This is a genomic window from Parvibaculum lavamentivorans DS-1 (genome assembly GCF_000017565.1).
Classification (GTDB): Bacteria; Pseudomonadota; Alphaproteobacteria; order Parvibaculales; family Parvibaculaceae; genus Parvibaculum; species Parvibaculum lavamentivorans.
Window position 1 is genome coordinate 1,533,078 of record NC_009719.1, and the last position, 15,239, is coordinate 1,548,316.

Genomic DNA, 15,239 nt, shown 5'->3' on the forward strand with positions numbered 1-15,239 from the left:
CGTCACTGCAAAAGGTCGATCCGGGCGGCGCCGAGAATCGGCCCGCCTTCGCCAGCCTGAAGGAGCGCAACGCAGCCTTCCAGGCCCTTTGTCAGCAGGTCGCTTTTCGGAAGCTTGAGGCTGAGCGCGTTGCCATCCCACATGCCGACCGGCGTCAATTCACGCACAGCATGTGCGTAGGTGATGGTGCGGCTCCGGTTTTCACCGCGGCGAATATTGACTGCTTCCTCGGCGGCATATCTTACAAGCCAAAGCGTTGCCGGCTTTTCGGGTGCGTCGCCGCTTTCGACATTCAGCATCAGCGAGCCATCTTCTTCTACGAAAGCCATGCCGACGCCGGCGTCACCGGATGCCTGCCCGGCAATGGCCGCCTCGATCTCATCGCGATGGCTGCCCACATCCTCCGCAACGCCATTGACGACGATCTGCGGCGTGTAGACGCCGGAAAGACCAAGGCGGTGCGCATAAGCGCGCTGGCGCCTTGTGAAGGCGGGACTGGCCAGTGTGTCTTTCCAGCCGAGATAATCCCAGTAGTCGACATTGAAGGAAAGCGCGATCACATTTTCGCGCGTCGCGAGTTCGCGCAGATAGGCGTCGGCTTTCGGGCAGGACGAACAGCCTTGGCTTGTGAAAAGCTCCACGACGACGGGCCGTGTCGCCGCGCAGACGGCGGACGAGGTTGCCGCCGCAACGGCAATCAACAATCCGGCGATCAATACTTTGGTGGAAAATTCGATGCGTCGCACGCGCATGGCTCCGGTTCTCCTCCCGCAAAAGGATAGGTCCAGCCGGGTGCAGGGGCGAGTCACGTTAGGGTGATTGCGGCTTGGGGTGGTAAAGAAAAAGGGCGTCCCGAGGGACGCCCTTTTCCGCGATCGTGGCTTTTTGCTTACGCAGCGAGGCTCCGCAGCACGTAAGGCAGGATGCCGCCATTCTCGTAGTAGTCGACTTCATCCTGCGTATCGATGCGGCAGAGAAGCTCTATCGACTGCTTCGTGCCATCGGCAAACGTAATCACTGCGTTTACCTTGGTGCGGGGCTTCACATTTGCGAGGCCTTCGATCGAGACCGTTTCCGATCCGTCGAGGCCCAGCGACTGCCAGCTCATATCGTTGAGGAACTGCAGCGGGGCAACGCCCATGCCGACCAGGTTCGAGCGGTGAATACGCTCGAAGCTCTGTGCGACCACGGCCTTGACGCCGAGCAGCATCGTGCCCTTGGCCGCCCAGTCGCGGCTGGAGCCGGTGCCGTATTCCTTGCCGGCGAAGATCACCAGCGGCACACCGCGCCTTTTGTATTCCATCGCGGCATCGTAGATCGGCATCTGCGTGCCGTCCGGTTGCAGCTTCGTCACGCCGCCTTCGATACCTTTCAGCATCTGGTTCTTGATGCGGATGTTGGCGAAGGTGCCGCGCATCATCACTTCGTGGTTGCCGCGGCGTGCGCCATAGGAGTTGAAGTCCTGGGCGCCCACCTGCTTGGAATTCAGGTAGGAACCGGCAGGGCTCTGCGCCTTGATGTTGCCAGCGGGCGAGATGTGATCGGTCGTGATCGAATCCGCGAAGAGGCCGAGGATGCGGGCGTCCTTCACGTCGGAAAGTTCGCCCGGTGTCTTCTGCAGGCCCACGAAGTAGGGCGGGTTCTGCACATAGGTGCTGCCGCCGTCCCAGTCGTAGGTTAGGCCGCCTGTCACCTTGATGCTCTGCCAGTGGGCATCGCCGTCGAAGACGTTGGCATAGCGGGTGCGGAACATTTCCGGAGTCACGCAAGACCGCACCGTGGCGGCGACGTCTTTGGAAGTCGGCCAGATGTCCTTCAGATAGACCGGTTGACCGTCGCTGCCGGTGCCGAGCGGTTCGGTGGTGAGGTCGATCTGTGTCGAGCCCGCCAGCGCATAGGCGACAACGAGCGGCGGCGAGGCGAGGTAGTTCGCCTTCACGTCCGGCGATACGCGGCCTTCGAAGTTACGGTTGCCCGAAAGCACCGCGGAGGCAACGAGATCGTTGGCGTTGATCGCCTGGCTGATTTCGGTCGGCAGCGGACCGGAATTGCCGATGCAGGTCGTGCAGCCATAACCGACGAGATCGAAGCCCATGGCGTCGAGATCGTCCTGCAGGCCGGACTTGTTGAGGTAGTCGGTCACGACCTGCGAGCCGGGGGCGAGCGAGGTCTTTACCCACGGCTTCACCTTGAGCCCCTTGGCGCGCGCGTTGCGCGCCACGAGGCCGGCCGCGATCAGCACGCTCGGGTTCGAGGTGTTGGTGCAGGATGTGATGGCGGCGATCACGACATCGCCGTGACCGAGATCGTAATCCTGCCCTTCGACGGGAACACGCCTCGAAGCCTGACCGGGCTTGCCGAATTCGCCTTCGAGCGCGCCATGGAAGTTTGTCTTCACATCGGTGAGCGCGACGCGGTCCTGGGGACGCTTCGGACCGGCGAGGCTCGGTACGACACTGCCGAGATCGAGTTCGAGCGTATCCGTGAAGACCGGATCCGGCATGCCCTTTTCGCGGAACATGCCCTGCGCCTTGGCATAGGCTTCGACGAGCGCGACGCGCTCTTCCGAGCGGCCGGTTGCCCGCAGATATTTCAGGGTCTCATTGTCGATCGGGAAGAAGCCGCAAGTGGCGCCATATTCCGGTGCCATGTTCGCAATCGTGGCACGATCTTCAAGCGCGAGATTGTCCAGCCCGTTGCCGAAATATTCGACGAACTTGCCGACCACGCCCTTCTTGCGGAGCATCTCGGTGACGGTCAGCACCATGTCGGTCGCCGTCACGCCTTCGTTGAGCTTGCCGGTGAGGCGGAACCCGATGACTTCGGGAATGAGCATGGAAACGGGCTGGCCGAGCATGGCTGCTTCCGCCTCGATGCCGCCGACGCCCCAGCCGAGCACCGCAAGGCCGTTCACCATCGTGGTGTGGCTGTCGGTACCGACGCAGGTGTCGGGATAGGCGATCTCTTCCTTGCCTTCCGTCTTCGTCCAGACGGTCTGGGCGAGATATTCGAGGTTTACCTGGTGGCAGATGCCCGTTCCCGGCGGCACGACGCGGAAATTGTCGAATGCCTTCGCACCCCAGCGCAGGAATTCGTAGCGCTCGCGGTTACGCTGATACTCGATGTCCACGTTCTCCTTGAAGGAGGTCGGCGTGCCGAATTTGTCGACCATCACCGAGTGGTCGATCACGAGGTCGACGGGCACGAGCGGATTGATCTTCTTCGGATTGCCGCCGAGCCCCTTCACGGCGTCGCGCATGGCGGCGAGGTCGACCACGGCGGGAACGCCGGTGAAGTCCTGCATCAGCACGCGTGCCGGGCGATAGGCGATTTCGCGGTCGGAGGTGCGCGTCTCGAGCCATGTCTTCACGGCGCGGATGTCGTCCGCGGAGACGGTGCGTCCATCCTCGAAGCGCAGCAGATTTTCAAGCAGCACCTTCAACGAGAAGGGCAGACGCGAGATGCCGTCGAGGCCTTTCTTCTCTGCGTCGGGCAAGCTGAAATAGGTATAGCTGCGCTTGCCGACTTTCAGTGTCCGCCGTGCGCCGAAGCTGCCGTGATCTTTGGCTGACGAGGCCTTTTTTACAGCGGCCTTTTTCGGTGCAGCCTTTTTTGGCGCGGCTTTGGCGACAACCGGCTTCTTCGCAGGAGCTTTCGTCTTCGCGGCTGTCTTCTTCGGTGCCGCTTTCTTCACCGGCGCTTTCGCCGGGGCGGCTTTTTTGGGCGCCGTCTTTTTGGCGGCTGTCTTGCCGGCAGGCTTTTTCGCGACGGTCTTGCGCGGCGTTGCTGCCTTCACGGCCTTCTTCGCCGTGCGCTTCGCTTTCAGCGCGGGTTTCTTCGCGGCAGGTGTTGCCTTCTTCACAGCGCGGCGGGCGGTTTTCACAGCCTTCTTCGCGGCTTTCTTCGGCGCGGCCTTTTTCGGCGCAGCCTTTTTTGCTGCCGGCTTTTTCGGCGCTGCTTTCCGTACGGCCTTCTTTGCCGCAGGTTTCGCTTTCGCCGTCTTCTTTATCGCCTTCTTCGGCGCGGCCTTCTTGGCAACGGCCTTTTTCGGCGCCGTCTTCTTTACGGATTTCTTTGCAGCCTTTGCCGGTGCGGCCTTTTTGGGGGCTGCCTTCTTGGCGGCCGGTTTCTTCTTGGCTTTCGTCTTGGGGGATTTAGCCGGAGCCTTCTTCGCCATCTCTCTTGGTCCTCGAATGATGCGCGGTCCGGGCCTGTCGGAGACGGGATGTGACGGAGGTTGCGGTGTCGTCCGCGCGCTGGAGACGCACGCGCGTCAAAGTCCGATTTCGCCGCCGCTTCTAAGCCTGGAACCTATATGCTTGTCGCGGCGGACTATAATGTCTTTCGCCGTGATTGACCATGCTTCGCCGGAACGCGCGGCCGTGATAATCAGCTTTGAAAGAATGCGGGGAGGAAAGTCGATGGCGGAGGTTCTTGTCGAGAAAAAGGGTCCGGTGACCACCGTCATCCTGAACCGGCCCGAGGTGAAGAACGCCGTGGATCGCGCGGCGGCCACAGCCCTTGTCGACGCGTTTCTCGCATTCGAAGAAGATGAGAATGCTCTGGTCGCCGTCTTCTGCGGTGCGGAAGGCGCTTTCTGCGCGGGAGCGGACCTGAAGGCCGTTGCCGGCGGCAAGGGCAATCGCTCCGTGCCCCCCGCAACCGGCGCCGATTTCACGCGCCTCGCCGGCGATGGTCCGATGGGTCCGTCGCGAATGATTCTCAACAAGCCGGTGATCGGCGCGATTACCGGGCATGCTGTTGCCGGCGGTCTCGAACTCGCGCTCTGGTGCGATATGCGCGTGATGGAAGAAGACGCGATCATGGGCGTCTTTTGCCGTCGCTGGGGCGTACCGTTGATCGATGGCGGAACTGTTCGCCTGCCGCGTCTCATCGGCCACGCGCGCGCGATGGATCTCATTCTGACAGGGCGTCCCGTCAATGCCGAGGAGGCGCTTGCCATCGGCCTCGCCAATCGTGTTGCGGCGAAGGGCAAGGGGCGCGAGGAAGCGGAGAAGCTGGCGCTGGAGATTTCCAGGTTCCCCCAGCTCTGCCTCAGGCATGACCGCATGTCGGCCTATGAGCAATGGGACCTGCCCTATGACCGGGCGCTGGCCAACGAGTTCGAGCATGGCCGCAAGGTGCTCGCGTCGGGGGAGACGCTCAAAGGCGCGTCGCGTTTCGCGTCCGGCAAGGGCAGGGGCGGGCGCTTTGACGACATCTGATTTTCCTGCGCCCGCGCGTCTCGCCGCCCGCGACCTCGCCTGCCTCCGCGGCGGACGGCTCGTCTTCGAGGGGCTGACATTCAGCGTCGCGCGCGGCGAAGCCCTGGTGCTGACGGGCGCCAACGGCGCGGGCAAGTCGAGCCTGTTGCGTCAGATCGCGGGCCTGCTTGAAATCGATCACAGCGCGATCGCGCTGGAAGGTGGGGATAGCGAACTCACGATCGGCGAACAGGCGCATTATGTCGGCCACCTCGATGCGCTGAAGCCGTCCATGAGCGTCCTGGAGACACTGCATTTCTGGAAGCAATATTTCGGCGGTGCGGATGATGCCGCCGTCTCGGCGGCGCTCGAGGCATTCGCTCTCACCCCGCTCGCGGATCTGCCTGTTGGCTATCTCTCGGCCGGCCAGCGGCGGCGCGTCTCGCTTGCCCGTATGCTGGTGGCGCCGCGTCCGCTCTGGCTTCTCGACGAACCGACCGTCGCGCTCGATACGGCGAATATTTCACGCCTTCTTCATCTGATGAAGCAGCATCTCGCTTCAGGCGGCATCATCGTTGCGGCCACCCATCTCGATCTTGGCCTCCCATCGGCGGCGCGTCTGCATCTCGGCGCGGAGGTGGCGGCATGATGCGGGCCTTTTTCGCGCTTCTCCTCCGCGATCTTCGTCTCGCCGCCCGGCTTGGCGGCGGCGGAGGCATGGCCGTCTTCTTCTTCCTGGTCGTTGTCGCCATCGTGCCGCTCGGCATCGGTCCCGAAAAGGGGCTGCTCTCGGCCATAGCGCCCGGCATGCTCTGGGTGGCGCTGCTGCTGGCGGCGCTGTTAACGCTCGACCGGCTCTTCCAGGCCGATTTCGAGGATGGATCGCTCGATCTGCTCTCCACGGGGTCTCTGCCGCTTGAACTTGTGGCGGTCGCGAAGGCGCTCGGACATTGGCTCACCACGGGCCTCCCCCTTGTGGTGGCCGCCCCGCTGCTCGGGCTCCTCCTCAATCTGCCGGCAGACGCCTTTCCCCAGCTTCTTCTTGCAATGCTTGTCGGTACGCCCGCCTTGAGCTTTCTGGGTGCCATAGGCGCCGCGCTGACCGTCGGGATCCGGCGGGGCGGGCTTCTTGCCTCGCTTCTGGTGCTGCCTTTCTATATTCCGGTGCTGATTTTCGGCGTTGGCGCGGCCAGCTCGGCATCCGCGAGTTTCGAGGGCGAGGCGGGGCCCCAGAGCCTGTTGCTTCTGGGCGCGGTCACGCTTGGCAGTTTCGTGCTGGGGCCCGTCGGTGCCGCCGCCGCGCTCCGCGCCCATCTCAGATGAGCCGCGTGAACGGGCTTCCATCCCGGACGCCGTGGCAAAATGCCCGGCCGAGTGGCTTGCCCTTGCCGCGAGTGCCGCGCTAAATGGCGCGCATGAGCAGCCTTTCGGCCACACAGCGGTTCCATGCCTATGCCAATCCGACGCGCTTCATGGCGCTGTCGGGCAAGCTGCTTGCGCCGCTTTGGGTACTGACCGCGCTTTTGATCGCGGCAGGCCTCTGGTTCGCCCTTTTTGCGTCGCCGCCCGATTACCAGCAGAGCGAGACTGTGAGGATCATGTATGTGCATGTGCCTTCAGCCTGGCTCGCGATGTTCGGCTATTCGATCATGGCCGCCGCATCCGCCGTGGCGCTGATCTTCAGGCACCCGCTCGCCGATCTCTGCGCCAAATCGGCGGCTCCGATCGGCGCCTCCTTCACCTTTCTCGCGCTTGTCACCGGCTCGCTCTGGGGACAGCCGATGTGGGGAACGTGGTGGGAGTGGGATGCGCGGCTTACATCCGTTCTGATCCTCTTCTTTCTCTATCTCGGCTATATCGCGCTCTGGGCGACGATAGAAGAACCTGTCCGCGCCGCACGCGCCGCCGCCGTTCTGGCGCTTGTCGGAGCGATCAATATTCCGATCATCCGTTACTCGGTCGTCTGGTGGAATACGCTTCATCAGCCCGCTTCGGTTTTCCGGATGGAAGGGCCCACCATTGCGCCTGCCATGCTGCTGCCGCTGATGCTTATGGCGCTGGGCTTCACTTCTCTCTTCGTGACGTTGCTGCTGGTGCGGATGCGGGCGGAAATTCTTCGCCGGCGCGTCCGTGCGCTGCGCCTCGCCCAGGCCGCTTCCGGAGCGGAGGGCTGATATGGCGGAATTTCTTCATATGGGCGGGTATGCCGCTTTCATCTGGTCCGCCTACGGGATCGCACTTCTCGTAGTCGGTCTACTGATATTCCAGAGCATACGCGACTACCGGGTGCAGCTCCGGCTCGTCGAGGCGCTGGAGCACGAAGCTGGCGGCCGCGTCCGCCGTGCCGCCCGCAAGCCTGGCGATGAGGGCAATCCGTGAACCCGCGTTTCCGTCTCGCCGCTCTCGTCCCCGTCGTTATTTTTCTGGTTCTGGCGGCGTTGTTCTTCACCGCCATTTATCGCGGCGATCCGTCGCGCGTACCATCCGCGCTGATCGGCCGCTATGTGCCGGATTTTGATCTTCGTCCCGTCGAAGGTCTCGATCTGCCCGGCGTGGCAGCAGCCGATTTCGGCAAGGGCGTTCCCGTCATCGTCAATGTCTGGGCATCCTGGTGCGTGCCCTGCAGGGATGAGATGCCGCTTCTTGTTGAACTTCGCCGCATTGCGGGCGTGCCCATGTTCGGGCTCAACTACAAGGACGATCCCGCTGCCGCGCGGCGCTTTCTCACCGAACTCGGCAATCCGTTCGACCGCATCGGACGCGACGATACCGGCCGCGCCGCCATTGAATGGGGCGTTTATGGCGTACCGGAAACCTATGTCGTGGATGGCAATGGCCGTATCGCCTTCAAGCATATCGGTCCGCTGACGCCTGAAGCCGTGGCGGACCAGATATTGCCGGCGCTGCAGACGGCGCGTCATCCCGAAAGATAACGCGCCGCTCAAGCAGTGATGTCAGGCCTTCTTGCGGCGTGCGGCCGGCTTTTTCGCCGCCGTCTTGCGGGCAGGCTTTGCCGCCGCCCGCTTCGCCGGCGCCTTCGGCGCGGCGTCCTCGGTCTTCTGGCTTTCGATGGCGTTGTTCAACTGCGTCAGGCCTTTCATCAGATCGGCCTGCGTGGACTTCGGCAGTACATCGAGCAGCGCCTTCTCGGCTGCCATCGCCTTCGGCATCGCGCCTTTCAGCGCGCGGCGTCCTGCCGCCGTCAGGCGAACGGCGTTGGCGCGCGCGTCTTCCGCCGTGCGGCGGCGGGCAAGAAGGCCGTTCTTGATCATGCGGCTGATCATGTCGGCGAGCGTCGAACGGTCGATGCCCGTGCGGTTCACGAGATCGGTCTGGCTCAGGCCTTCTTCCTCGTCCACCGCGAAGAGTACGATGAACTGGCGCGGCGTCAGCGCGCTGTCGCCCATCTGCTGCACGAACTGATCATAGGCAAATTGTTGTGCGCGGCGCAGCAAATGGCTCAGCGAGCTTTCTAGATCAAAATTTCCGGTTGGCTTTCTGGCTGCCATTTGTTCTGTCCTCTGGATTATTCAGGCACCGTCAGGTGTCCGACACTGGGGGCTTTGTCCTTGCGGACAGTCTCCCGCGAGGGGAGAAATATCTTTGCTCGCGTTCAAGGCGTTTATGTGGCCGTGCCTTGTGCGGCGTTCTATCATCATATGCACCCGCAGACCCTTGTCACGCAAGAGGCCGTGTGCATGAAAAAGAAGAGAAAGCGAGCTTCCATATAGGTCTGTGCGCGGACAGTCGGTGCGCTGGCGGTGTTCCACGCATGTTCTTCAGGAGAATTTTACCCTATGGCATGCTGTGTTGCAGAGGCCGGATGTAGTTCCGTAGGCGGACCAAGGTAAGTAATGACGATTTCAGATAATGGTAAGCATGAGGAACGAATGCCGGAAAAGACGCCGCCGCAAATGCCGAAGCCGCAGGAGCAGGGGGCCGAAGCGGAGCTCGCATTCTCCCGCCGTGTCCCGTCCGGAGACAATCTGGAGCGCGATATCTGCGACCGGTGCGGCTTCATTAATTATGTGAACCCGAGAATTGTGGTCGGCTCGGTGGTTACGCATGACGGAAAGTTCCTGTTGTGCCGCCGCGCAATCGAGCCGCGACGCGGCTATTGGACGCTTCCGGCCGGCTTCATGGAGCAGGGTGAGACCACGGATGAGGGCGCCCGCCGCGAAGCGCGCGAGGAGGCGAATGCGGAGATCGTTCTTCGCGACGTGCTGGCGATCTACAATATTCCGCGAATTGCCCAGGTGCAGATCATGTACAGGGCGGAGCTGAGGGAGCCCTCTTTCTCGGCGGGCGAAGAAACGCTTGAGGCGGGTCTGTTCGAATGGAAAGACATTCCGTGGGAGGAGCTCGCCTTTCCGAGCGTCTATTGGGCGTTAATGCATCACCGGGAAGCCATGGGCAAGGACGCGATCGCACCTTTTACAAATCCGGAGGGTGAAAATGGAAATCTTTTTCCCCGCCGGCCGGCAGGCGTCTGAAGCAGTCTGGCAAATCGGCGGCAGGAGCGTCATTCTTTCGCCATAAGCAGTATCGGGGAGGATCGGGAATGGCGGAAGACAGGACGGCGCGCATGACGCCGGAAGAGCGGCGGGTGATTTTCGCCTCTTCGCTCGGCACGGTGTTCGAGTGGTACGACTTTTATTTGTACGGCTCGCTCGCGGCGATCATCTCCGTGCAGTTTTTCTCCGGCGTCAATCCGACGGCGGGTTTCATCTTCGCGCTGCTTGCTTTTGCCGCCGGCTTTGCGGTCCGTCCCTTCGGCGCCATCGTCTTTGGGCGTCTCGGCGATCTTGTGGGTCGCAAATACACGTTCCTGGTCACCATCCTCATCATGGGCGTGGCGACCTTCATCGTCGGTCTGCTGCCAAATTACGAGACCATCGGCTTTGCCGCGCCGGCTATCCTGATCGCCTTGCGGCTTGCGCAGGGCCTCGCACTTGGCGGCGAATATGGCGGCGCGGCCATCTATGTCGCGGAACATGCGCCTCATGCGAAGCGCGGCGCCTATACGTCATGGATACAGACCACAGCGACGCTTGGTCTCTTCCTTTCGCTTCTCGTCATTCTCGGTTGCCGTCTTTCGATGGACAAGGAGAGCTTCGAGAGCTGGGGCTGGCGTATTCCGTTCCTTCTTTCCATCGTCCTGCTTGGCATTTCCGTCTGGATAAGGCTCCGTCTCAACGAGTCGCCGCTGTTCCAGCGGATGAAGGCGGAAGGGACGCTGTCCAAGGCGCCGCTCACGGAATCCTTCGCGCGCTGGGGTAATCTCAAGATCGTCATCATCGCCCTGGTCGGCCTTACAGCCGGACAAGCCGTCGTCTGGTATACGGGGCAGTTCTATGCGCTCTTCTTCCTGACGCAGGTGCTGAAGGTCGACAGCCAGACAGCGAACATCCTTATCGGCGGTGCGCTGCTTGTCGGCGTTCCCTTCTTCGTAATTTTCGGTGCCTTGTCTGACAGGATCGGGCGCAAGCCGATCATTCTGGCGGGCTGCCTGCTTGCGGCGTTGACCTATTTCCCTCTCTTCTCCGCGCTCACGCACTACGCCAACCCCGCACTGGAAGCCGCGCAGGAGAGGGCACCCGTCGTCGTCGTGGCCGACAGCGCCGCCTGTTCCTTCCAGTTCAATCCGGTCGGTACCTCGGCCTTCACCACGCCCTGCGATGTCGCAAAGAGCGAACTCGCAAAACGTGGCATCCCCTATTCGAATGCGGAGCTCAGAGCAGGGGAGGAAACGCGCATCGAGGTAGGCTCTATCGCCGTTCCATCATTTGACGCCAGCGATGACGCCGGTGGTGAGGCGCGCGCCGCTTTCGCTGCGGCGCTGACGCTTGCCTTGACGGAAGCCGGCTATCCGCTCGCGGCCGATCTCGCCGCCATCAACTATCCGATGGTGGTGCTGATCCTCTTCATCCTCGTTCTCTATGTGACGATGGTCTATGGGCCGATCGCGGCGATGCTGGTCGAGCTTTTCCCGACGCGCATCCGCTATACGTCGATGTCGCTTCCGTATCACATCGGCAATGGCTGGTTCGGCGGCTTCCTGCCGACGGTCTCTTTCGCCATCGTGGCGGCGACGGGAAACCTCTATTCAGGTCTTTGGTATCCGGTCGCCATCGCCGCCATGACCTTTGTCGTGGGGCTCATCTTCGTGCCCGAAACGAAAGACAGGGCGCTGCATCCGGAAGAAGGCTGAGGATCAATCGGCGGTGGAGCCGCGTTCCTCGCTTGCGGGCGCGTGCTTCGTCAGTACCGAAATCTGTGCCAGGCCGAACACCATTGTCAGCGGCATCACGCCGAAAAGCTTGAAGCTTACCCAGAAGTCGGTGGAAAAATTGCGCCAGACGACCTCGTTGACGATGCCGAGAAAGACAAAGAAAAGCCCCCAGCGCACGGTGAGCACCATCCAGCCCTTGTCGGTCAGGTTGAAGGCGCCGTCGAAGAGCTGCTTCATGATCGGCTTGCCCATCACGGCCGCGCCGAGAAGCGCGGTTGCGAAGATGCCGTTCACGATGGTTGGCTTCAGCTTGATGAATTCATCGTCCTGAAGCCAGAGCGTCAGCGCACCGAAGATGATGATGAAGATGCCGGAGACGAGCGGCATCGTCGGCACCTTCCGGAAGCGCGCATAGGAATAGCCGAGCGAAATCACCGTCGCGACCATGAAGCCGCCGGTCGCGTAGAAGATGTTCTGCGCTTCCTCGTTGCCGAAGAACCGGTCGGATTGTGCGTTCAGCAGAAAGAAAACGACAAGCGGCCCGAGCTCGATAGCCATGCGGACCCATTGCGAGGCCGACATGCCGCCATGCGTCTTTTCTGCGTCGGTTCCGGTCATGCTCTTCTTTGCTTCCGCGTGAATTTCGGGATCGGTTTATTTACGCATGGTGTCCGGCAGTGGATCAACTCGCGCCGGTGATGGCCCGGGCGTAGGCTTCGGCGCTGAAAGGCTGGAGGTCGTCGATCCCCTCGCCGACACCGATCATGTGCACGGGGAGGCCGAACTTGCGCGCAATGGCGACCAGAATGCCGCCGCGCGCCGTGCCATCGAGCTTGGTCATCACGAGGCCGGTGATGCCTGCGACCTGGCCGAAAATTTCCACCTGGTTCAGCGCGTTCTGGCCGGTGGTGGCGTCGAGCACGAGCAGCGTCGCATGGGGCGTTTCGGGATCGAGCTTCCGCATCACGCGGATCACCTTTTCCAGTTCGGCCATCAGGTCGGCCTTGTTCTGGAGCCGTCCGGCCGTGTCGATCAGCAACACGTCGGTGCCTTCTTCCTTCGCGCGGGCGAGCGCCTCATAGGCAAGTCCCGCCGCGTCGCCGCCCGTCTTCGTCGCGCAGACCGGCGCGCCGATCCTTGTCCCCCAGACTTTCAATTGTTCGACGGCGGCGGCGCGGAATGTATCGCCCGCGGCGAGCATCACGCTCTTTCCCTCCGCCTTCAGCGTCGCGCCGATCTTGCCGATGGTCGTCGTCTTGCCGGCGCCGTTGACACCCGTCATCAGGATCACGAAGGGCTTCTTCGTGGCGTCGATCTCGAGCGGCTTCTCGACCGGCTTCAGGACCTCGGCAATTTCATCCGCGACGATCTTCCGGATTTCTTCCGGGCTCACTTCCTTGTCGTAGCGATCCTTGCCGACCGCTTCGGCAATGGCGGCCGCTGCATCGAGGCCGAGATCGGCACCGATCAGCAGCTCTTCGAGTTCATCGAGCGTTGCCCGGTCGAGCTTCTTCTTGGTGAAGATGCCGGTGATGCCGCCCGACAGATTTTTGGTCGAGCGGGTCAGCCCCTCCTTCATGCGCTGAAAGAGGGATCTCTTCTTTTCCGCCGCTTCGCTGCCGCCTTCGCTCACGCCGCTCTCAACCCTTCAAAGCTCTGGCCGTCATGCGCGGCAAGGCGAAGAGGCAGGATTTCGCCTGCCGTCGCCGCTTCTGTCACGCGCACCGGCGTGAACTGATGCGTGCGGCCGAGCGTCGGCGTTTCCATCAGCACGGGCCTTGTCGCGCCGAGGCCGCTTTCGAGATGCGCGCGCACGCGCTCCGCGCCCTTCATGCGCAGGCGTTCGGCGCGGGCCTTGCCCATTTCGCGCGAAACCTGTGGCATCTTCGCGGCGGGTGTCCCCGGGCGGGGCGAGAAGGGAAAGACATGCAACCATGTCAGCCCGCATTCGTCGACGAGCCGCATCGTGTTTTCGAACATCTCGTCCGTCTCGGTCGGGAACCCGGCGATGAAATCCGCGCCGAAGATGATGTCGGGGCGAGCCTTGCGCACATCCTCGCAGAAGCGGATCGAGTCCTCGCGCAGGTGGCGGCGCTTCATGCGCTTCAGGATCATGTCGTCGCCCGATTGCAGCGAGAGATGGAGATGCGGCATCAGCCGTTCCTCCTCCGCGATCAGCCGCATCAGCTCGTCATCCGCTTCGATCGAGTCGATCGAAGAAAGCCGCAGCCGTTCGAGTTCCGGCACCAGCTTCAATATGCGCCGTGCGAGATTGCCGAGGCTCGGGCGTCCGGGCAGGTCGCCGCCGTAAGACGTCATGTCGACGCCGGTCAGCACGACTTCGCGGTAGCCGTTACCGACAAGCGTCCTCACCTGATTGACGACTTCGCCGGCCGGCACGCTGCGCGAAGGCCCCCGCCCATAAGGAATGATGCAGAAGGTGCAGCGGTGGTCGCAGCCGTTCTGTACCTGCACGAAGGCGCGCGCGCGTCCTTCGAGGCCGCCGACGAGATGCCCCGCCGTTTCCGTCACCGACATGATGTCGTTTACGCGCACGCGCTCATTGGTGTGGAGCGCCAGTGCGGGCTGCCAGCTTGCTGCCTGCAGCTTTTCCTCATTGCCGATCACGAGATCGACTTCGGTCATTTCGGCAAAGGCATCCGGGTTCACCTGTGCCGCGCAGCCGGTGACGATGATGCGGGCTTGCGGGTTTTCGCGGCGTGCCTTGCGGATCGCCTGTCGCGCCTGGCGCTCGGCTTCCGCCGTCACCGCGCAGGTATTGAACACGATGGCGCCGTCGAGCCCGGCCGCTTCGGCGTGGCCGCGCATGACTTCGGATTCATAGGCATTGAGGCGGCAGCCGAAGGTGACAATTTCCGTTCCCTTCTTCATGCCGCCGCTCCCGTCAGCAGGCGCGGATCGAGCGTGCCTTCATAGTCGAAGGCGACGGGCCCGGTCATCAGCACATGGCCATAGCCGTTCTCGTCGTCCGGCAGCCATTCCACGGTGAGGTCGCCGCCCGGCAGCGTCACGGTGATCTTGCGTTCCGTCTTGCGGCGGCGGATTGCGGCGACGGTTGCCGCGCAGGCGGCGGTGCCGCAGGCGCGCGTCAGCCCTGCGCCTCGCTCCCAGGTGCGGATGCGGATATGGGTCGGCGAGAGAACCTTCGCGACCGAGATGTTCGCGCGTTCGGGAAAGAGCGGGTGATGCTCGAGCATCGGGCCGGAGCGTTCGAGGTCGATCGCGTCGACATCTTCCACGAAGAAGACCGCATGCGGATTGCCGACATTGACGACGCCCGGCGAATGCATGATCGGCGCGCCGAGCGGCCCGATCTCGAGTTCGATGGCGCGGGTATCCTGAAATTCTTCCGATAGCGGGATCTGGTTCCAGTCGAGGCGCGGCGCGCCCATGTCGACGGTGATCTCGTCGCCTTCCGCGCGCGTCGCCACCGTGTCGCCTGCCAGCGTCTCGATGGTGACGGCGTCCTTGCCCGTCTCGTCCAGTATCAGCTTGCCGATGCAGCGCGCGGCGTTGCCGCAGGCTTCCACCGTGCCGCCATCATGGTTGCGGATACCCATGAAGACATCGCCGCCTTGGCGGGCAGGCTCGATGGTGATGAGCTGGTCGCAGCCGATGCCCTTTTCCCGGTCGGCGATAGCGCGCGCGATCGCATCCGTGAGCACAAAGGGCTCACGGCGCAGGTCCAGCACGACAAAGTCGTTGCCGAGCCCGTTCATCTTCAGGAAATGATGCGTCATGCCGGTCATGATGCCGGGATATATGGCGCTTTTCGTCCCCTT

14 protein-coding genes and 1 pseudogene are annotated in these 15,239 nt (G+C 62.6%); 8 read left to right on the top strand and 7 right to left on the bottom strand.

From position 1 onward, the window contains the following. Positions 1-2: 2 nt before the first annotated feature. Positions 3-752, bottom strand: a complete 750-nt coding sequence (locus tag PLAV_RS07110) for a DUF1223 domain-containing protein (RefSeq protein ID WP_012110297.1) — start codon at positions 750-752, stop codon at positions 3-5. 137 nt (positions 753-889) lie between these two features. Continuing rightward, positions 890-4,177 carry an aconitate hydratase AcnA gene (gene acnA / locus PLAV_RS07115; RefSeq protein ID WP_083762520.1) on the bottom strand — a complete coding sequence of 1,096 codons (3,288 nt, stop codon included), beginning with the start codon at positions 4,175-4,177 and terminating at the stop codon, positions 890-892. A gap of 244 nt (positions 4,178-4,421) precedes the next feature. Between acnA and PLAV_RS07120 the strand changes: the two genes are divergently transcribed. The 6 genes from PLAV_RS07120 (at position 4,422) to PLAV_RS07145 (ending at position 8,137) form a co-directional block, all read left to right on the top strand. Beyond that, the gene (locus PLAV_RS07120) at positions 4,422-5,225 is read left to right on the top strand and encodes a crotonase/enoyl-CoA hydratase family protein (RefSeq protein WP_012110299.1); all 804 of its coding nucleotides are present in this window, start codon (positions 4,422-4,424) and stop codon (positions 5,223-5,225) included. After that, on the top strand, positions 5,212-5,853 hold the full coding sequence (ccmA, locus tag PLAV_RS07125; protein ID WP_012110300.1) for a heme ABC exporter ATP-binding protein CcmA: 642 nt from the start codon (positions 5,212-5,214) through the stop codon (positions 5,851-5,853). The genes PLAV_RS07120 and ccmA overlap by 14 nt, the downstream gene beginning before the upstream one ends. Continuing rightward, positions 5,850-6,527, top strand: coding sequence for a heme exporter protein CcmB (gene ccmB, locus PLAV_RS07130; RefSeq protein WP_012110301.1), 678 nt, complete (start codon positions 5,850-5,852; stop codon positions 6,525-6,527). Before ccmA ends, ccmB begins: the two co-directional genes overlap by 4 nt. An 83-nt stretch (positions 6,528-6,610) precedes the next feature. Next, positions 6,611-7,378, top strand: a complete 768-nt coding sequence (locus tag PLAV_RS07135; RefSeq protein ID WP_012110302.1) for a heme ABC transporter permease — start codon at positions 6,611-6,613, stop codon at positions 7,376-7,378. Between the two features lies 1 nt (position 7,379). After that, a complete protein-coding gene (gene ccmD / locus PLAV_RS07140; RefSeq protein ID WP_012110303.1) occupies positions 7,380-7,583 on the top strand; it encodes a heme exporter protein CcmD in 204 nt (67 codons plus the stop codon). Continuing rightward, positions 7,580-8,137 (top strand): DsbE family thiol:disulfide interchange protein, encoded by a 558-nt coding sequence (locus PLAV_RS07145; protein WP_012110304.1) that lies wholly within the window; start codon positions 7,580-7,582, stop codon positions 8,135-8,137. Before ccmD ends, PLAV_RS07145 begins: the two co-directional genes overlap by 4 nt. Before the next feature lie 21 nt (positions 8,138-8,158). Here PLAV_RS07145 and PLAV_RS07150 read toward each other — a convergent pair whose 3' ends face one another. Continuing rightward, positions 8,159-8,713 (bottom strand): MarR family winged helix-turn-helix transcriptional regulator, encoded by a 555-nt coding sequence (locus PLAV_RS07150; protein WP_012110305.1) that lies wholly within the window; start codon positions 8,711-8,713, stop codon positions 8,159-8,161. Between the two features lie 381 nt (positions 8,714-9,094). On the opposite strand from PLAV_RS07150, the gene PLAV_RS07155 reads away from it, so the two are divergent. Next, positions 9,095-9,697 (top strand): NUDIX hydrolase, encoded by a 603-nt coding sequence (locus PLAV_RS07155; protein WP_245545245.1) that lies wholly within the window; start codon positions 9,095-9,097, stop codon positions 9,695-9,697. A gap of 68 nt (positions 9,698-9,765) precedes the next feature. Continuing rightward, on the top strand, positions 9,766-11,415 hold the full coding sequence (locus PLAV_RS07160) for an MFS transporter (RefSeq protein WP_012110307.1): 1,650 nt from the start codon (positions 9,766-9,768) through the stop codon (positions 11,413-11,415). A gap of 3 nt (positions 11,416-11,418) precedes the next feature. On the opposite strand, the gene PLAV_RS07165 is transcribed toward PLAV_RS07160, so the two are convergent. The 4 genes and pseudogenes from PLAV_RS07165 to dapF all read right to left on the bottom strand — a co-directional run bounded on the left by PLAV_RS07165 (position 11,419) and on the right by dapF (position 15,206). Further along, on the bottom strand, positions 11,419-12,054 hold the full coding sequence (locus tag PLAV_RS07165; protein WP_012110308.1) for a septation protein A: 636 nt from the start codon (positions 12,052-12,054) through the stop codon (positions 11,419-11,421). A gap of 64 nt (positions 12,055-12,118) precedes the next feature. Further along, positions 12,119-12,982 (bottom strand): annotated as a pseudogene (gene ftsY / locus PLAV_RS07170) (signal recognition particle-docking protein FtsY); the annotation flags it as partial. 83 nt (positions 12,983-13,065) lie between these two features. Then, positions 13,066-14,328, bottom strand: a complete 1,263-nt coding sequence (gene mtaB / locus PLAV_RS07175; protein WP_012110310.1) for a tRNA (N(6)-L-threonylcarbamoyladenosine(37)-C(2))-methylthiotransferase MtaB — start codon at positions 14,326-14,328, stop codon at positions 13,066-13,068. Continuing rightward, the gene (gene dapF, locus PLAV_RS07180) at positions 14,325-15,206 is read right to left on the bottom strand and encodes a diaminopimelate epimerase (RefSeq protein ID WP_012110311.1); all 882 of its coding nucleotides are present in this window, start codon (positions 15,204-15,206) and stop codon (positions 14,325-14,327) included. Before dapF ends, mtaB begins: the two co-directional genes overlap by 4 nt. Positions 15,207-15,239: the final 33 nt, after the last annotated feature.

What these genes read in the sequence shown, in the direction of transcription:
- PLAV_RS07150 (WP_012110305.1), bottom strand. Translation starts at nt 8,713, where the DNA reads ATGGCAGCCAGAAAGCCAACCGGAAATTTTGATCTAGAAAGCTCGCTG.
- acnA (WP_083762520.1), bottom strand. Translation starts at nt 4,177, where the DNA reads ATGGCGAAGAAGGCTCCGGCTAAATCCCCCAAGACGAAAGCCAAGAAG.
- ccmB (WP_012110301.1), top strand. Translation starts at nt 5,850, where the DNA reads ATGATGCGGGCCTTTTTCGCGCTTCTCCTCCGCGATCTTCGTCTCGCC.
- PLAV_RS07120 (WP_012110299.1), top strand. Translation starts at nt 4,422, where the DNA reads ATGGCGGAGGTTCTTGTCGAGAAAAAGGGTCCGGTGACCACCGTCATC.
- ccmD (WP_012110303.1), top strand. Translation starts at nt 7,380, where the DNA reads ATGGCGGAATTTCTTCATATGGGCGGGTATGCCGCTTTCATCTGGTCC.
- mtaB (WP_012110310.1), bottom strand. Translation starts at nt 14,328, where the DNA reads ATGAAGAAGGGAACGGAAATTGTCACCTTCGGCTGCCGCCTCAATGCC.
- PLAV_RS07160 (WP_012110307.1), top strand. Translation starts at nt 9,766, where the DNA reads ATGGCGGAAGACAGGACGGCGCGCATGACGCCGGAAGAGCGGCGGGTG.
- PLAV_RS07155 (WP_245545245.1), top strand. Translation starts at nt 9,095, where the DNA reads ATGCCGGAAAAGACGCCGCCGCAAATGCCGAAGCCGCAGGAGCAGGGG.
- PLAV_RS07110 (WP_012110297.1), bottom strand. Translation starts at nt 752, where the DNA reads ATGCGCGTGCGACGCATCGAATTTTCCACCAAAGTATTGATCGCCGGA.
- PLAV_RS07165 (WP_012110308.1), bottom strand. Translation starts at nt 12,054, where the DNA reads ATGACCGGAACCGACGCAGAAAAGACGCATGGCGGCATGTCGGCCTCG.
- dapF (WP_012110311.1), bottom strand. Translation starts at nt 15,206, where the DNA reads ATGACCGGCATGACGCATCATTTCCTGAAGATGAACGGGCTCGGCAAC.
- PLAV_RS07135 (WP_012110302.1), top strand. Translation starts at nt 6,611, where the DNA reads ATGGCGCGCATGAGCAGCCTTTCGGCCACACAGCGGTTCCATGCCTAT.